The sequence below is a fragment of the Agrobacterium sp. CMT1 genome (genome assembly GCF_037203725.1).
Classification (GTDB): Bacteria; Pseudomonadota; Alphaproteobacteria; order Rhizobiales; family Rhizobiaceae; genus Agrobacterium; species Agrobacterium pusense.
Genome location: NZ_JBBCAR010000007.1, coordinates 360,790 through 376,619 on the forward strand (window position 1 = coordinate 360,790; position 15,830 = coordinate 376,619).

Genomic DNA, 15,830 nt, shown 5'->3' on the forward strand with positions numbered 1-15,830 from the left:
GTTTGTGCTGAGGGAGAGGGCAACAACCGCATGATCAAGAAAATCCTCATCGCCAATCGCGGCGAGATTGCCTGCCGGGTCATCAAGACGGCGAAGAAGATGGGCATCGCCACCGTTGCGGTCTATTCGGATGCCGATGCCAATGCGCTGCATGTGAGACAGGCAGATGAAGCCGTTCATATCGGCCCGGCACCCTCGTCACAGTCCTATATCGTCATCGACAAGATCCTTGAGGCGATCAAGAAGACTGGAGCGGATGCGGTCCATCCGGGCTACGGATTCCTGTCGGAAAACGCTGCCTTTGCGCAGGCGCTGGAAAAGGCGGGTGTCGTTTTTATCGGTCCGCCCGTCGGCGCGATCGAGGCCATGGGTGACAAGATCACGTCGAAGAAACTGGCTGCGAAAGCCGGCGTTTCCACCGTACCCGGCCATATGGGGCTGATCGAGGATGCGGATGAGGCGGTGAAGATCGCCTCGCAGATCGGTTATCCGGTCATGATCAAGGCGTCTGCCGGCGGTGGCGGCAAGGGCATGCGCATCGCCTTCAACGACGCTGAGGCGCGCGAGGGTTTCCAGTCCTCGAAAAACGAGGCGAAATCCTCCTTTGGTGACGACCGCATCTTCATCGAAAAATTCGTCACCCAGCCGCGCCATATTGAAATTCAGGTGCTGGGCGACAGGCACGGCAATATCCTTTATCTCGGGGAGCGAGAATGCTCTATCCAGCGGCGTAACCAGAAGGTCATCGAGGAAGCGCCGTCGCCCTTTCTGGACGAGGCGACTCGGCATGCCATGGGCGAGCAGGCCGTGGCGCTGGCGAGAGCGGTCGGTTATCACTCCGCCGGCACGGTGGAATTCATTGTTGATGGCGACCGCAATTTTTATTTCCTCGAAATGAACACCCGTCTGCAGGTGGAACATCCGGTAACGGAACTGATTACCGGCATCGATCTGGTTGAACAGATGATCCGTGTGGCCTCGGGTGAAAGGCTTTCCTTCGGACAGGCGGATGTGAAGCTGAATGGTTGGGCGATCGAAAGCCGGCTTTATGCCGAAGACCCCTATCGTAACTTCCTGCCCTCCATCGGCCGCCTGACGCGTTATCGTCCACCGGAAGAGGGCAGGCAGGAGGGTGGCATCGTCATCCGCAACGATACCGGTGTTTTCGAAGGCGGCGAGATTTCGATGTATTACGATCCGATGATCGCCAAGCTGTGCAGCTGGGGCAAGGATCGCGAAACGGCCATCGATGCCATGGGGCGGGCGCTCGACCGTTTCGAAGTCGAGGGCATCGGCCACAATCTGCCCTTCCTGTCGGCCGTCATGCAGCATGAGCGCTTTCGCTCTGGCAGGCTCACGACGGGCTTCATCGCGGAAGAGTTTCCGCAAGGCTTCTCCGGCGTCGAGCCGGATGAGGCCGCCGCGCGCAAGCTTTCCGCCATTGCCGCTATCATCAATCAGCGTGTGCAGAACCGAGCGGTGGAAATTTCCGGTACCATCGGCAATCATCGCCGCATTATCGGGCAAGACTGGATGGTTTCGTTTGGTGCGTTTCGCCACCGGCTCAGCATTGAAACCGGTGCGGATGGCGCGGCGGTCCGTTTTGAAGACGGGACAGCGCTCACCATCGATACCGGCTGGCTTCCCGGTCAAAGCCTTGGCCTGTTTACGGTGGCGGGCGAGGTCATTGCCGTCAAGGTCGATCTTGCAGGCGCAGCGGTTCGTCTGCGCTGGGGTGGCATGGATGTTCTCGCCCGCGTGCGCAGCCCGCGCGTGGCGGAACTGGCGCTGCTGATGCCGGAAAAACTGCCGCCGGATACGTCGAAACTGCTGCTCTGCCCCATGCCGGGGGTCATCACCGGTATTTCGGTGGGTGAGGGTGACGAGGTAGAGGCCGGGCAGGCACTGGCGACGGTGGAAGCCATGAAGATGGAAAACATCCTGCGTGCCGAAAAACGCGGTCGTGTTGCGAGAGTGGCGGCGAAACCCGGCGATAGTCTCGCTGTGGATGAGGTTATTCTCGAGTTCGAGTGAAGGTCGCTGCCGGTTTTTCCGGAACGGATACCGGCCGGGGCGGTTTACGGGGTCGGACCTGCGGACGGGCCGGGCGAATCTGCCTTGATCTCTCGCTGGAATGCGAGAGCGAAATGCAAACGGGGAGAGATGCATGTCGGGTGAAAAAACGGTGCGGGATTGGCTTCACCTTGCTGAAAAGGAGCTGAAGCGCTCACCGGACACACTCGTCTGGCACACCCCTGAGGGTATCGAGGTCAAGCCGCTCTATACGGCCGACGACCTGCACCATGTTTCCCATCTGAACAGCCTGCCGGGATTTGCGCCTTTCACCCGCGGCCCGCGCGCCACCATGTATGCGGGACGGCCCTGGACCATCCGCCAATATGCCGGTTTCTCCACCGCGGAAGCCTCGAATGCCTTTTACCGCAAGGCGCTGGCTGCCGGTCAGCAGGGCGTTTCCGTGGCTTTCGATCTCGCTACCCATCGCGGTTATGACAGCGACCATCCGCGCGTGGAGGGCGATGTCGGCAAGGCAGGCGTGGCGATCGATAGCGTCGAGGACATGAAAATCCTGTTCGACGGCATCCCGCTCGACAAGGTCTCGGTGTCCATGACGATGAATGGCGCGGTCATCCCCGTTCTTGCCAATTTTATCGTCGCGGGGGAGGAGCAGGGCGTGCCGCGTGCAGCGCTTTCCGGCACCATCCAGAACGACATCCTCAAGGAGTTCATGGTCCGCAACACCTATATCTATCCGCCCGAACCCTCGATGCGGATCATCGCCGACATCATCGAATATACGGCGAGGGAGATGCCGAAATTCAACTCCATCTCCATCTCCGGCTATCACATGCAGGAGGCCGGGGCGACGCTGGTGCAGGAACTTGCCTTCACACTCGCGGATGGCCGTGAATATGTGCGGGCAGCGCTGGCCAAGGGGCTGAATGTTGACGATTTTGCCGGCCGCCTGTCTTTCTTTTTCGCCATCGGCATGAATTTCTTCATGGAGGCGGCCAAGCTGCGCGCCGCGCGCCTGCTCTGGTCACGCATCATGGAGGAATTCAAGCCGCAAAAGGCGTCGTCGCTGATGCTGCGCACCCATTGCCAGACATCGGGCGTGTCGCTCCAAGAGCAGGACCCCTATAACAACATCGTCCGCACTGCCTTCGAGGCCATGTCCGCCGTGCTCGGCGGCACGCAATCACTGCACACCAATTCCTTCGATGAGGCGATTGCGCTGCCGACGGAATTCTCCGCCCGCATTGCCCGCAATACCCAGCTGATCCTCCAGCACGAAACCGGCGTCACCAGGGTCGTCGATCCGCTGGCCGGTTCCTATTATGTCGAAAGCCTGACGAGTGAGCTGGCCGAGAAGGCCTGGGCGCTGATCGAGGAGGTCGAGACGCTTGGCGGCATGACAAAGGCCGTGGCGGAGGGCCTGCCGAAACGGCTGATTGAGGAGGCCGCGACACGCCGGCAGGCGGCGGTGGACAAGGGCGAGGAGGTGATCGTCGGCGTCAACCGCTATCGTCTCGAAAATGAAGAGGATATCGATGTTCTCGATATCGATAACGCCGCCGTGCGGGCCGCGCAAATCCGCCGCATCGAAGACACGCGCCGTCGCCGCGATGGCAAGGACGTGAAGGCCGCTCTGCAGGCGCTCTCGGAGGTGGCCCGCAGCGGCAAGGGCAATATTCTCGAAGCCGCCGTCGTCGCGGCCCGTGCACGCGCCACGGTGGGAGAGATTTCCGATGCGCTGCGCGTGGCCTTCGGAGACCACGCTGCGGTGCCCGAGGTGGTGAGCGATATCTACGGCGAGGCTTATAAGGATGAGCCGGAACTCGCTACGCTTGCCGCCCGCCTTTCAGGTGTGGCTGAACGGATCGGCACAAAACCGCGCATCATGGTCGCCAAGCTGGGGCAGGATGGGCATGATCGTGGCGCAAAGGTTATTGCGTCTGCCTTCGGCGATATTGGTTTCGACGTGTTGGCCGGTCCCCTGTTCCAGACACCGGCGGAGGCGGCCGAGCTTGCCGTTGAGAACAAGGTGCATGTGGTCGGCATGTCGTCGCTCGCCGCAGGGCACAAGACGCTTGCGCCGCAGCTGGTCGAGACGCTGAAACAGAAAGGCGCGCAAGACGTCATCGTTGTTGTCGGTGGGGTCATTCCGCGCCAGGATTATCAGTTCCTGCTCGACCACGGAGTCTCGGCCATCTTCGGCCCCGGTACCAATGTCATGGATGCGGCCAACAAGGTGCTCGACCTGCTCGAAGGCATCAGGCGGAACGTGTGAGGGAAGGCGGCCATGTTCGGAAGATTGAATCACGTCGCCATCGCGGTACCCGACCTCGATGCCGCCATTGCCCGTTACAGGGCGCTTGGCGCGGCGGTTTCGGAACCACAAGCCCTGCCTGAACATGGCGTGACGGTTGTATTCATTCAGGCTGATAACACCAAGATCGAACTTCTTCACCCGCTCGGGGAAAACTCGCCGATTGCCGCTTTTCTCGAACGCAATCCGGGCGGCGGCACACATCATCTCTGCTTCGAGGTGCCGGATCTACTGGCGGCGCGCGACGACCTCATTCAAAAAGGCGTCCGTATTCTCGGCGATGGCACGCCAAAGATCGGCGCGCACGGCAATCCCGTTCTTTTTCTGCATCCGAAGGATATGGGCGGGGTGCTTTACGAGCTCGAGCAGGTTTCTCAGACACACGGCTGAAACATAAATCTCCTAGGAGGCTGACCCTGTGAGGCAATGCTCACGGCGGCGCTTTCACACGTGCTTTCGTGGTTCGTTTGTTTTCTTTTGACATTCGTTTTGTTTTCGTTTTTATGTAATTGTCTTTCCATAAAGGGTTTCTTCCCTTGCATTGTCGCGGAGGCTTCATGTCCAGCGAAAACATTTTTGATCTTTTTGTCATCGGCGGCGGCATCAATGGCTGTGGCATTGCCCGCGATGCGGTGGGCAGGGGTTATTCCGTGGCGCTTGCGGAAAAAGGCGATTTCGCTTCCGGCACGTCGTCCGCCGCCACCAAGCTCATCCATGGCGGACTGCGGTATCTCGAACATTATGAGTTTCGTCTGGTGCGCGAGGCGCTGATGGAGCGGGAAATTCTCTGGGCCATGGCGCCGCATGTCATCTGGCCCATGCGTTTCGTCCTGCCCATTCAGAAGGACGGGGTGCGCCCGGCCTGGATGGTTCGGCTTGGCCTGTTTCTTTATGACAATCTCGGCGGCCGGAAACTTTTGCCAGCCACCCGAACGCTCGATCTGCGGAAGGACCCGGCTGGAAAGCCTCTGAAACCGGCTTTTGCCAGGGCCTTCGAATATTCCGACGGTTGGGTGGATGATGCCCGTTTCGTGGTTCTCAATGCGCGCGATGCCGCTAATCGCGGCGCGATGATCATGAACCGCACGCGGGTCGTTTCGGCACGACGCGAAGGTGGGCTCTGGCTCATCGAAACTCTGGACGAAAAAACCGGCGGTGCGGGCGTGCACAAGGCACGTATGCTGGTGAACGCCGCTGGTCCCTGGGTGGATACGGTGCTTTCCGGCGTCTTCGGGCGAAAGGATGTGCATAATGTCCGGCTCGTGCAGGGCAGCCATATTATCGTGCGCCGGAAGTTTTCCGATCCGCGCGCCTATTTCTTCCAGAACCCTGACAACCGCATCATCTTCGCCATTCCCTATGAGCGGGATTTCACGCTGATCGGCACCACGGATCGCGACTACAAGGGCGATCCGGCCAAGGTTCGCATTTCCGAGGAAGAGATTTCCTATCTCTGCAACGCCGCCAGCGACTATTTCAGCGAGCCGGTTCGGCCGGAAGACATCGTCTGGACCTATTCCGGCGTGCGGCCGCTCTTTGATGATGGTGCTTCGAAAGCGCAGGAAGCCACACGCGATTACGTGCTGAAGGTTGAGGAGGGCAACGGGCAAGCTCCACTCCTCAATATTTTCGGCGGCAAGCTCACCACCTATCGACGGCTGGCGGAACATGCGCTGGAAAAGATCGGCGCGGCGATCGGCGAAAAGGGCAAGGCATGGACGGCGGGCTCACACCTGCCAGGTGGAGATTTCGGCGCGGAGAGATATGAGACGCAGGTGCGGGCGCTTGTCTCCCGATATCCTTTCCTCGATAGACACCATGCCGAGCGGCTAGTCAGAAACTACGGTACGAAGGCTGCGGAATTGTTGGGCAGCGTTACCGATGCCGTCGGGCTCGGCCGGCATTTCGGCGGCACGCTCTATGAATGCGAGGTGCGCTGGCTGGTTGAGCAGGAATGGGCCTGCACGGCCGAGGACATTCTCTGGCGACGCACGAAACAGGGCCTTCGCCTGAACAAGGCCGAGGCCGCCGAGCTGGATGACTTCGTATCCAAGCTGACGGGTGGAAGGAAAGAGGCGGAAGCTGCGGTGGAGCGAGCCTGAACGTCTTCCGCTAGTGTCAGGCTGTGGAGTTCCTCGCCGGTTTCGGAAAGCTTTCTGCACTCAATATATAGTCATCGGCGGCGGAAAGAGCGTGTTCCATATGCCCTTCGAACACCAGTTCCGGTTCGTTCGGTGCTATTGCAATTTCCGGCATGCCGCCGAAACGCACTGCTTGCGATTGCGCCAGCCCGTCGCGCAGGCCGCTTTCCAGGAGGTCGAAATAACGTGTGCCGGGGCCGGTGATGAAAACCGGCATATGACCATGCAGGCTGAAGAGGCGTGAAAGGCCGTTGCCGAGCGCCAGCCCAGCGGTGCGGAACGCAAACCGCGCCATGCGTCCCCCCGCGCGGGCTGAAGCGGCGATCTTGTCCACCTCGGCTGTTGGCACGAACTTCGCAGGTTCGGCCTGAGGTGGGGCCTCGAAAGCCGAGCGCAGGATGGCGTAGAAGCCGGAATAAGCCTCGATGCAGCCCTTGGTGCCGCAGCGGCACAAGGCGCCGTCGGCCAGATGCAGCATATGTCCGAAGTTGGGGGCGCTAACCTCGATCGTGCCGCCCGTTGCACGCGCGACGCCAAGGCCAATACTATGGCCGAGCGACAGGGTAACAAGGGCATCCGGCGCGGGATTGCCCTTCGCATGCTCTCCCATCCAGATGGCTTTTGCGGCCAGCAGCGTCTCGTTGTTCAACGTCACGCGGGTGCGCCCGTCTTGCGAAACAAGCTGCTGGAAATCTATCTTTTCGTCGCCGAGAACCGGAGACCAGAGAAGCGTTGCCGCGCCCGCATCAACCAGCCCCTTGCTGCTGATCGAGACCTGGAGAATATCATGACTGTCGATGCGTGAGCGGTCGGCAAGCCGTGCAAGGCCGCCAAGGATCGCGCCGCCGAACGTTCCTTTTTCAGCGGCGATCCTCTGTTCGGTGAAGCGGTCCACCAGCTTGCCGGCATAATCGACCAGCGAATATTGCACGCTATCTGAAGAAATGATGATGATGGCGACGTGACAGAAAGCCCCGCGTGGCCCGAAGAGAATGCGCGGCCGGCCCCGACCGGCGGTTGCGAGCTGTTCTTTCCGTAATATGAGGCCCGCCCGCTCAAGCTCGGTGGTGATGGCGGAAACGGTTGCTGAAGCAAGCCCGGTGAAAGTCGACATGTCCGTGTGGGAGAGACTGCCGTGCAGGCGCAGTGCTGCCATCACCGACAGGCTGTTTTTCTGGCGCACCAGTTCCGTGCTTGCAATGGCGGACATGGGCTGGGGCATGCTCCCTGAACGGCCTTTTTCCTGTCGTGCTAGACCTGTCCATGGCGCATGTGCTGGACAAGATCAAGGCACCCGGATGCTGCCCGCAGCCGTTGTTGACAGCATGGGGAATCTCTGACATTAATTTTCTCGACTGTCGAGAAAATTGTGAAACCACAGCGACCGGCAGCTTTTTCAGGCGTTTTCCCCGCATGGAGGTGTGGGGCAGCGCTCTTACCGGGAGGACATCATGAATTCATTTGCCAAGCTTCTGGCGGGTACAGCCGTACTCGTTTCCCTGCATACGGCCGCTATTGCGGCTGACCTCGTCGTCGGCGTATCCTGGTCGAATTTCCAGGAAGAGCGCTGGAAGACCGATGAGGCGGCCATCAAGGCAGCCCTCGACAAGGCAGGCGCAAAGTATATCTCCGCCGATGCGCAGTCATCCGCGGCCAAGCAGCTGACTGATGTGGAATCGTTGATTTCCCAGGGCGCCAACGCGCTGATCATCCTGGCGCAGGACAGCGACGCCATCGGCCCGGCTGTTGAAAAGGCAGTTGCCGAGGGTATTCCGGTTGTCGGTTATGACCGCCTGATCGAAAACAAGAACGCCTTCTACATCACCTTCGACAACAAGGAAGTCGGTCGTCTGCAGGCAGCCGAAGTCTTCAAGGTGAAGCCGGAAGGCAACTATGTTTTCATCAAGGGCTCATCTTCCGATCCGAACGCGGATTTCCTCTTTGCGGGCCAGCAGGAAGTGCTGAAGGCGGCCATTGACGGCGGCAAGATCAAGAATGTCGGCGAAGCCTATACCGATGGCTGGAAGCCGGAAAATGCCCAGAAGAACATGGAACAGTTCCTGACCAAGAACAACAACAAGGTCGATGCGGTCGTCGCCTCGAATGACGGCACGGCCGGTGGCGCAATCGCCGCGCTCGCCGCGCAGGGCTTGGCGGGGTCGGTCCCGGTTTCCGGGCAGGATGCCGATTTCGCCGCGCTGAACCGCGTCGCGCTCGGCACACAGACCGTCTCAGTCTGGAAGGACAGCCGCGAACTCGGCAAGGAAGCAGCCGGCATCGCGCTGGAACTGGCCGGTGGCAAGAAGATGACGGAGATCAAGGGCGTCACCGCTTTTGACGGAGGTCCGAAGAAGGTGACGATGCAGTCGGTGTTCCTCAAGCCGATCGCCATCACCAAGGACAATCTGAACGTCGTTATCGATGCGGGCTGGATCAAGAAGGAAACCGCCTGCCAGGGCGTGAAGGCCGGGTCCGTCAAGGCCTGCGACTGATCGAATATGTCCCGGTTCGGGCGCCGCGCCATGGTTCATGGCGCGGCGCCCTTTAAGATGTGAGGAGCACCGGCAGTTCATGGCCGATATGACCCAATCCAATTCCACAGCGTCCGCCAAGACGGAAAAGACCGGCTCGATTGCGCGCTTCATCAGCGCCACGGAACTCGATACCCGCCTGCTCGGGATGGTCGGCGCACTTCTTCTGATCTGGATCGGATTTCATATCCTGTCCGGCGGCCTGTTCCTGACGCCGCGAAATCTCTGGAACCTTTCCGTGCAGACGGCGTCCGTGGCCGTTATGGCAACCGGCATGGTCCTCGTCATCGTCACCCGCAACATCGATCTCTCGGTGGGTTCCATCCTCGGTTTTTCGGGTATGATCATGGGTGTCATGCAGGCGGAAATCCTGCCGCAGATCCTTGGCTTCGAACATTGGGCCACATGGATTGTCACGCTTGCGGTCGGCATTCTCGTCGGCGGCGCGATCGGCATGTTGCAGGGCTCCATCATCGCCTTCCTCAACGTACCCTCCTTCATCGTCACGCTCGGTGGCCTGCTCGTCTGGCGCGGCGGCACGTGGTTCATCACCAGCGGCCGCACGGTGGCGCCGATGGATTCCACCTTCCGCCTGATGGGGGGCGGCACCAGCGGCTCGATCGGTGCGACATGGAGCTGGATAGCCGCGGCCGTCGCCTGCGTCGCCATTATGGCGGCGATCCTGAATTCACGTCATCAGCGCCGACGTTTCGGCTTTCCGCTACGGCCCGTCTGGGCGGAGTATTTTCTGGCTGCGCTCGGATGCCTTGTCGTCATCGGTTTCGTGGCCGTCGTCAACAGCTACCCATGGCCGGTCAACATTGCCCGCAACTATGCCGATGCCAACGGCATCGCCTGGCCGGATGGCGGCCTGTTCATTCCGCACGGCATCGCCATTCCCGTTTTGATGGCGCTTGCCGTCGGTGCGGTCATGACCTTCATCGCCACACGGCTTCGTTTCGGACGGTATGTCTTCGCCATCGGCGGCAACCCGGAAGCTGCCGAACTTGCCGGCATCAAGACCCGCTGGGTCACGGTGAAGATCTTCACGCTGATGGGGGTTCTGTGCGCCATCGCCGCGGCGATTTCAACCGCTCGCCTCAATGCCGCTACCAATGCCCAGGGTGAGCTCGATGAGCTCTACACCATCGCGGCAGCCGTCATCGGCGGCACCTCGCTTGCCGGCGGCGTCGGAACCATAGCGGGCGCGATGCTCGGCGCGCTCGTCATGCAGTCGCTGCAATCCGGCATGGTGCTGGTGGGCATCGATACGCCCTTCCAGCGCATCGTCGTCGGTGTGGTTCTGGTCGTCGCCGTCTGGCTCGACACCATCTACCGCGCCCGCGCCAAGTAAGAACCGAGGAGAACTCCTATGACGGACCAAGTCACGCCCCTCGTGGAAATGCGCAATATTTCCATTTCCTTCGGCGGCATCCACGCGGTGGAAAACGCCTCTGTCGATCTTTTCCCCGGCGAGGTTGTCGCCCTTCTCGGCCATAACGGCGCAGGCAAATCGACCCTGATCAAGATACTCTCAGGCGCCTATCGGCGCGATAGCGGCGATATCCTCATCAATGGCGAAGAGGCGGATATCCGCAATCCCCGTGACGCCAAGAAATATGGCATCGAGACCATCTACCAGACGCTTGCCGTGGCCGACAATGTCGATGCGGCAGCCAATCTTTATCTCGGCCGCGAGCTGAAGACGAAATGGGGCACGCTGGACGATGTCGCCATGGAAGCCTCCGCGCGTGAGGTCATGGGACGTCTCAACCCGAATTTTCGGCGGTTCAAGGAGCCGGTAAAGGCGCTGTCCGGCGGCCAGCGGCAGTCCGTTGCCATTGCCCGTGCCATTCTCTTTGACGCCCGCATCCTTATCATGGACGAACCGACGGCGGCGCTCGGTCCGCAGGAGACCGCGCAGGTCGGCGATCTCGTCAAGGAGCTGAAACGGCAGGGCATCGGCATCTTTCTCATCAGCCACGATATTCACGACGTTTTCGATCTCGCCGATCGTGTGTTCGTGATGAAAAACGGCAAGGTGGTGGGCCATGCCCGCACCCAGGATGTGACCAAGGACGAAGTGCTCGGGATGATCATTCTGGGCAAGGTGCCTGCGGGTGCCGTGGCAGGCCCCGGCGCTGTCGTATCCTGACTGTCGAATATTCCGTCCGAAGACGCGCAAATCCGAAGCGGCTTCGGACTTCCTTTCGCAGCGCTTGTTGATGACAAAGGCCCGGTGGTAAGCCGGGCCTTTGTCATTGGATTTGCAGAAAACCGGAAGCGCTACGGACGGACCGGCCGCGCCGGAGCGGCACGAAAAAAGCGGACCGACGCCTCATGACCGGAGATCGAGATGGAGGCGCTCAATCCTGCAGATTACGCCGGCCGCCTGTTCAATGCAGGTCGGCCGGAGCGAAACCACCCCCATTCGCCTCCGCGGCTGTGAGCGGCAGGCCGTGCTGATTGATGTCCTGGGCGAGCGACAACAAGGCCATTTCCAGGAAATAGGTCGACATGCCGAGTTCCAGAGATTTCGACCGCTGGCATAGGTAGGAAACCATCCGCCCAAGCGCCAGAATCTCGTCTGCATCGTCCTGTTCAAGTACTGCTGTGGTAGGCGTGACCATGATTCCCTCTCGACAGTCGACAGTATGAGAACGCGTGATACCGCGTTGTTCATTTTCGACCACATCGAGCGTCACGCGAGCGTCACACCTGCGTCAATCGTCGTTTTTGGTTTCCGCGGTGCCAGCATTTTCAATGGCTTCGGAAGCTGCCAATGATGTGACGAGGGCAACAATGCTCTTGCGCACGGCGGCGCTCCTGATGCGCGAAAAGGCCTGGTTGAGCGAAAAACCTTCGTTGGAGGCGACAAATGTCTGCATGGCGTTGATCGAGCCGAGGGCCGGATTAGCTTCTCCGCCGTCGGGCGTGGCATTGGCGAATAGCGAGCTGACCTCTACACCGAGGATGGATGCTATGGCCTGCAGGCGTGATGCGCCGACGCGATTGGCGCCTTTTTCGTATTTCTGCACCTGCTGAAAGGTGATGCCCAATCGCCCGGCCAGCGCGCTCTGGCTCATGCCGAGCGACTTGCGGCGCATTCTGATTTGCGCGCCCACATGCACATCGATCGGGCTGGGTAGTTTCGCTTGCATTACAAATTCCTCCGGCTGTGAGGGCTAAATTCGATGATCGTCAATTAATATTGTCGAAGGTATACATTCAACACAATTTCCACGGGTATTATGAACCTTTATTGCCAAAAGAACAGGGTTTTTCATCTGGAATCGATTGTCAGAGGCCCCGCATTATAACCTTTGTAGCGCAGCGCAACGCCCCGTTGCGGCTTGCAAGATGACTGAAACCCAAAACACCGATCGCACGAAAGCCGAGGCTTTCCCATATCCGCCGATTTTCCGCATCGAAGTCCTCGAGCAGTTCCAGATCGCCAAAATGCGGAACCCAGACCAACGGCTGGGTCTCGCCGTTGCGCGTCACGTTTTCAAGGAGGACGTTGTTGTAAAGCCTCGGCAGGCATTTGTTGGTGTCGATGGTGGGCAAAACCGGCACGGGATTTCGCAGGATGGCGAAACCCTGGCGCGCGAGTGAAAGAGCAGACGCGTCCAGCTTCCGTTTCAGCTCCTCGGCGGCACGGGGGTAGCGCATGTCACCGGCTTCCGGATCGGCGACGAGCAGAAGCGGCCGCCCGTCGCGCCGAAGTCCGGTTAACGAAACGAACTGATCGACGTGGAAACCGCACTGGTGGATGTTCCTGGCGGCCATTGCCGGTCCGGACCCCGTCTGCGAAAGGTCGGGTTGGACTGTTTCGCCGAGGTCTTCCGGCCTATAGCCGAAGCTGAAGACGGCCCGTGGGTCAAGAGCCTCGATCCGCAGCCAACGACGTGAAAGGGTGGCCGGCGCGCTTCGCGCGCTTTCTGCGCCGCCCTGCAGGCTGGCGTGGCCGACCAGCCGGTAATCCGGGCCGACAAGTTGGTTGCCGCCGGGCAGGATGACATCGGAGATTGCGGTCGCGAAGCCTAAACGGGCTGCAAGCGCCTGGCTTATAGCGCTCTCCCCGCTTGAGACCAATTCCGGTGTCAGGGCGTCTGTGCGCATCCGGACATGGAACATATCCTGTATCCACGGGTGCGGAACGGTGCCGGGTTCATCAAGCGTCACCAAGTCCACCTGGCACGTGACAGCCAGACGATCGAGCCAGCTCCGCGCGGCTGCGAGGCACGGACGATCAACCAGCAGAAGAACCGCGACATTTCGCGGCAGGGTCAAAAGCAGGTTACCGATGGGGGCAAGAGGTGAAACGGTAAAGCCGATCCCGGCGTCGGCAAACCAAGCGGCGGGCAGCGAGAGCGCGATCGTCTCGATGAGGCCACCACAATCGGCCATCAGAGGCGAAGGCCGATCAGTAGTCACCGCGTGGACCTTCCGCAGTCCGTCCGGTCGCCAATTGCTGGAAGAAGAGAGTATTCTGGAATTTCCAGCCTGGCGGCGGTGGGGTCGGTAACGCGCTGCCGTTCAGTATGGCCAGAAGCAGGGCGGCGTCGTTTCGTTTGACGGAAACAGCATGAGCGGCGAGAAGATTTGCCGCTTCGGCTTCGAGACCGGCCTCCGTGGTGACGGAGCGCCAGGTCCTGCGGGTGAAATGCAGAGAGCGGGCGGCATGCAGCAGGGCGTTCCGCTCTGCGGGCCCAAAGGAGGTTCCGCACGCCGCGAGCGTTGCTTCGGCATCAATCAGCGCGACAGTGAGCGGGCTGTAACCGAGCTCTCTTGGGGCGTGGTTCACGGCCACATCGGCATCGGAAAAACGCCGTCCATCCCGATAGTCTTCGAAGACGTGACCAATGCCGATCATGCCAAAGGCGGCGCATTCCGCCGCGCGCAGCGCGCCCATGCTGGCGGCACCGAAAACGGTGACGCCTGATGCAAGCGCGTAAAGGATTTCCTTGTGCCAGACGGCGGCGCAATCGCCATAAAGCCCATCGATCAGCCCAATGACCTTGATGCCTTGACGGACCGCATCGAGAATATCGCCGCATGCCGCCGGGCCGCGAAGATCGAGGCCGGCGAACTGGCCGGCAATGCCGTGGATGGATGGGCCCGCAAAAACCGCCGGTCTCATGTCGTCCCCCCGGCCTTCAGAAAACCCTCGAGCGTTCGTTGCGATAGGCGTTGCATTCCGCGGCTGAGCGGGGCCAGCCCGCTTGCCAGGACGCGCACGACGTGCAGCGCGGAAAGGCCCGTTTCCAGCGCAAAAACATGGACATCGTCGATGCCATGCGCAAAAAGGTGTTCCGCAAGCTGGCGCCATGGCGGCAAAGAGGTTTCGACACGCGATAAGTCGAGACTGCCCGGCGCCTGTTCTGCCTGATTTGCTGCGGGGGCCACGGGCTTGGAAGCAACCCCGTCACGCCGATAACGAAGCGGGGAGAGATCGTCGCGGGCACCACTAATATCCGTCAACCGCGACTGGACCGCCTCCAGTAGCGCAGCAAGCGCGGCGTCGTAAACGTCGGAACGGCAGGCCGCCCCGGCAGCGCTGCGGGTTGCCGGCCCATCCTGCGCTTGAAGCGACCGCGGCAGGCTTGCCATCACCACCGGCACGCCGAGCGCATTTGTCATGTCAAAGAAGGAGGGCGGCAGACCGATGTCCGAAAGATGCCGGACAAGCCTGTCGAATGATGTTTCGACGCCCGGTGGGAACAGGATCGGTCTGGGGCTGACGGCGCGGGTTTCGAAAGCGTCCACGAGAAAGCAGGCGTCGTTTTCGATCAATTCCTGCAGGGCATGGAGGACGGCGTGGTCATGATTGAAACCGGCTGCGAGGCCCTGCGAACTCATGAGGAAGGCTTGCCGGTCCCAGGGGAAATCCGCTCGAAAATCCATGCCGATCAGCTCAAAGGGAGCGTAGATCTCCTGCTGCCGACGAACCGATGTTCCCTTCACCCACGCGCGTTCACGCTGGGGGTCGAGCATGTCCATATCGACCCTGCCAACGCTCTCGAAGGGGATAAGGGGAAAACCCCTGTCGCGCATATCCTGGATTGAGCCGAAAGCGGCCGTGTGTCTGCGGGTATCCTCGGCAACCGCGCCTTCGATCGCTTCCATCACGGCAGAGAGCCTCGCCTGCGCCGGAACCAGTCCTTTGCCCTGTGATACCGATAAACCGCGCGAATTGGGGCGAACCGCAAACCAAACGGGTATGCCGACAATATCGAGGCCGGTCACGTCGCCGACACGGGTAATCCCGAACCGCCGGAGCAGCTCGGGATCGAAGATGGAAGCGTCTGCATCACCTTTGTCCGTTGTCGCTGACATGGAAGGACCTTGAGCGGTCAAGGCTTCACAATCGCCGTCAGGGCGCGGCGTTCGGGTCGTCGGCAAGGATCGCGTCGAACAATTCGCCGGTGATCGAGCCCGCGGGCCCGACTGCCTTCAGTGCCGCTTCGATCGGCGTCAGCACCATGCGGTTGAAATCCCAGCCGGCATCGACCACTTCACCGATAAAGGCGAAATCGGCTTCGGACACGACGGCGCCGCCTGAGACAAGCGCCTCGATGCCTTGAATCTGGACTTGGTCCAGCTCGGCTTCAGGTTGGCCGTCCTGGCGGACAAGCATGGCCTTGGCTGCTGCAGCCACGCGGGCGTAACCATCCACGCCGGGGTGGCTCGCCTCATAGGCGGTGATCGTTTCGTGCGATACCGAAGCAACCCTGAGCGGCGTGGTGCGAATGAACAGAACGCCAAAACCCTTTTTCCCGACGATAAAGAAATGCGACGACATATTCT

Annotated in this window: 14 protein-coding genes; 7 read left to right on the forward strand and 7 right to left on the reverse strand. The window is 60.5% G+C overall.

The window, feature by feature from the left end; genetic code table 11:
- Positions 1–30 precede the first annotated feature (30 nt).
- The 4 genes from WA845_RS10305 (at position 31) to WA845_RS10320 (ending at position 6,450) form a co-directional block, all read left to right on the forward strand.
- Entirely contained in the window at positions 31–2,034 is a 2,004-nt protein-coding gene (locus WA845_RS10305; protein ID WP_112554725.1) for an acetyl-CoA carboxylase biotin carboxylase subunit, read from the forward strand.
- A 133-nt stretch (positions 2,035–2,167) separates the two neighbouring features.
- Entirely contained in the window at positions 2,168–4,309 is a 2,142-nt protein-coding gene (scpA, locus tag WA845_RS10310) for a methylmalonyl-CoA mutase (RefSeq protein ID WP_337322304.1), read from the forward strand.
- Between the two features lie 12 nt (positions 4,310–4,321).
- The gene (gene mce, locus WA845_RS10315; protein WP_112554729.1) at positions 4,322–4,738 is read left to right on the forward strand and encodes a methylmalonyl-CoA epimerase; all 417 of its coding nucleotides are present in this window, start codon (positions 4,322–4,324) and stop codon (positions 4,736–4,738) included.
- Positions 4,739–4,905: 167 nt separating this feature from the next.
- The gene (locus tag WA845_RS10320) at positions 4,906–6,450 is read left to right on the forward strand and encodes a glycerol-3-phosphate dehydrogenase (RefSeq protein WP_337322305.1); all 1,545 of its coding nucleotides are present in this window, start codon (positions 4,906–4,908) and stop codon (positions 6,448–6,450) included.
- Between the two features lie 16 nt (positions 6,451–6,466).
- On the opposite strand, the gene WA845_RS10325 is transcribed toward WA845_RS10320, so the two are convergent.
- Entirely contained in the window at positions 6,467–7,699 is a 1,233-nt protein-coding gene (locus WA845_RS10325; RefSeq protein ID WP_162719188.1) for an ROK family transcriptional regulator, read from the reverse strand.
- Positions 7,700–7,940: 241 nt separating this feature from the next.
- On the opposite strand from WA845_RS10325, the gene xylF reads away from it, so the two are divergent.
- The 3 genes from xylF to WA845_RS10340 all read left to right on the forward strand — a co-directional run bounded on the left by xylF (position 7,941) and on the right by WA845_RS10340 (position 11,175).
- Complete coding sequence (gene xylF, locus WA845_RS10330; RefSeq protein WP_004445598.1) at positions 7,941–8,981, forward strand: D-xylose ABC transporter substrate-binding protein; 1,041 nt, start codon at positions 7,941–7,943, stop codon at positions 8,979–8,981.
- A gap of 79 nt (positions 8,982–9,060) precedes the next feature.
- Positions 9,061–10,374 (forward strand): ABC transporter permease subunit, encoded by a 1,314-nt coding sequence (locus WA845_RS10335; RefSeq protein ID WP_112554733.1) that lies wholly within the window; start codon positions 9,061–9,063, stop codon positions 10,372–10,374.
- 18 nt (positions 10,375–10,392) lie between these two features.
- A complete protein-coding gene (locus WA845_RS10340; RefSeq protein WP_004445595.1) occupies positions 10,393–11,175 on the forward strand; it encodes an ATP-binding cassette domain-containing protein in 783 nt (260 codons plus the stop codon).
- A gap of 241 nt (positions 11,176–11,416) precedes the next feature.
- Here the strand turns inward: WA845_RS10340 and WA845_RS10345 are convergent, their stop codons facing one another.
- From WA845_RS10345 to WA845_RS10370, 6 genes are all read right to left on the reverse strand, one after another.
- Positions 11,417–11,650: a hypothetical protein gene (locus WA845_RS10345; protein WP_004445594.1), complete on the reverse strand. Its 234-nt coding sequence runs from the start codon at positions 11,648–11,650 to the stop codon at positions 11,417–11,419.
- A 93-nt stretch (positions 11,651–11,743) separates the two neighbouring features.
- Entirely contained in the window at positions 11,744–12,181 is a 438-nt protein-coding gene (locus WA845_RS10350; protein ID WP_006697702.1) for a helix-turn-helix domain-containing protein, read from the reverse strand.
- 139 nt (positions 12,182–12,320) lie between these two features.
- Positions 12,321–13,457, reverse strand: a complete 1,137-nt coding sequence (locus tag WA845_RS10355; protein ID WP_162719189.1) for a hypothetical protein — start codon at positions 13,455–13,457, stop codon at positions 12,321–12,323.
- Positions 13,447–14,163, reverse strand: a complete 717-nt coding sequence (locus tag WA845_RS10360; protein WP_112554737.1) for a TfuA-like protein — start codon at positions 14,161–14,163, stop codon at positions 13,447–13,449. Before WA845_RS10360 ends, WA845_RS10355 begins: the two co-directional genes overlap by 11 nt.
- Entirely contained in the window at positions 14,160–15,359 is a 1,200-nt protein-coding gene (locus WA845_RS10365) for a YcaO-like family protein (RefSeq protein ID WP_337322306.1), read from the reverse strand. The genes WA845_RS10360 and WA845_RS10365 overlap by 4 nt, the downstream gene beginning before the upstream one ends.
- A 37-nt stretch (positions 15,360–15,396) precedes the next feature.
- A complete protein-coding gene (locus WA845_RS10370; RefSeq protein WP_004445589.1) occupies positions 15,397–15,825 on the reverse strand; it encodes a hypothetical protein in 429 nt (142 codons plus the stop codon).
- Between the last annotated feature and the right edge of the window lie 5 nt (positions 15,826–15,830).

Bases quoted from the DNA above. Each gene is read 5' to 3' on its own strand.
- mce (WP_112554729.1), top strand. From the start codon at position 4,322: ATGTTCGGAAGATTGAATCACGTCGCCATCGCGGTACCCGACCTCGAT.
- scpA (WP_337322304.1), top strand. From the start codon at position 2,168: ATGTCGGGTGAAAAAACGGTGCGGGATTGGCTTCACCTTGCTGAAAAG.
- WA845_RS10370 (WP_004445589.1), bottom strand. From the start codon at position 15,825: ATGTCGTCGCATTTCTTTATCGTCGGGAAAAAGGGTTTTGGCGTTCTG.
- WA845_RS10340 (WP_004445595.1), top strand. From the start codon at position 10,393: ATGACGGACCAAGTCACGCCCCTCGTGGAAATGCGCAATATTTCCATT.
- WA845_RS10345 (WP_004445594.1), bottom strand. From the start codon at position 11,650: ATGGTCACGCCTACCACAGCAGTACTTGAACAGGACGATGCAGACGAG.
- WA845_RS10325 (WP_162719188.1), bottom strand. From the start codon at position 7,699: ATGTCCGCCATTGCAAGCACGGAACTGGTGCGCCAGAAAAACAGCCTG.
- WA845_RS10320 (WP_337322305.1), top strand. From the start codon at position 4,906: ATGTCCAGCGAAAACATTTTTGATCTTTTTGTCATCGGCGGCGGCATC.
- WA845_RS10360 (WP_112554737.1), bottom strand. From the start codon at position 14,163: ATGAGACCGGCGGTTTTTGCGGGCCCATCCATCCACGGCATTGCCGGC.
- WA845_RS10365 (WP_337322306.1), bottom strand. From the start codon at position 15,359: ATGTCAGCGACAACGGACAAAGGTGATGCAGACGCTTCCATCTTCGAT.
- WA845_RS10350 (WP_006697702.1), bottom strand. From the start codon at position 12,181: ATGCAAGCGAAACTACCCAGCCCGATCGATGTGCATGTGGGCGCGCAA.
- xylF (WP_004445598.1), top strand. From the start codon at position 7,941: ATGAATTCATTTGCCAAGCTTCTGGCGGGTACAGCCGTACTCGTTTCC.
- WA845_RS10335 (WP_112554733.1), top strand. From the start codon at position 9,061: ATGGCCGATATGACCCAATCCAATTCCACAGCGTCCGCCAAGACGGAA.
- WA845_RS10305 (WP_112554725.1), top strand. From the start codon at position 31: ATGATCAAGAAAATCCTCATCGCCAATCGCGGCGAGATTGCCTGCCGG.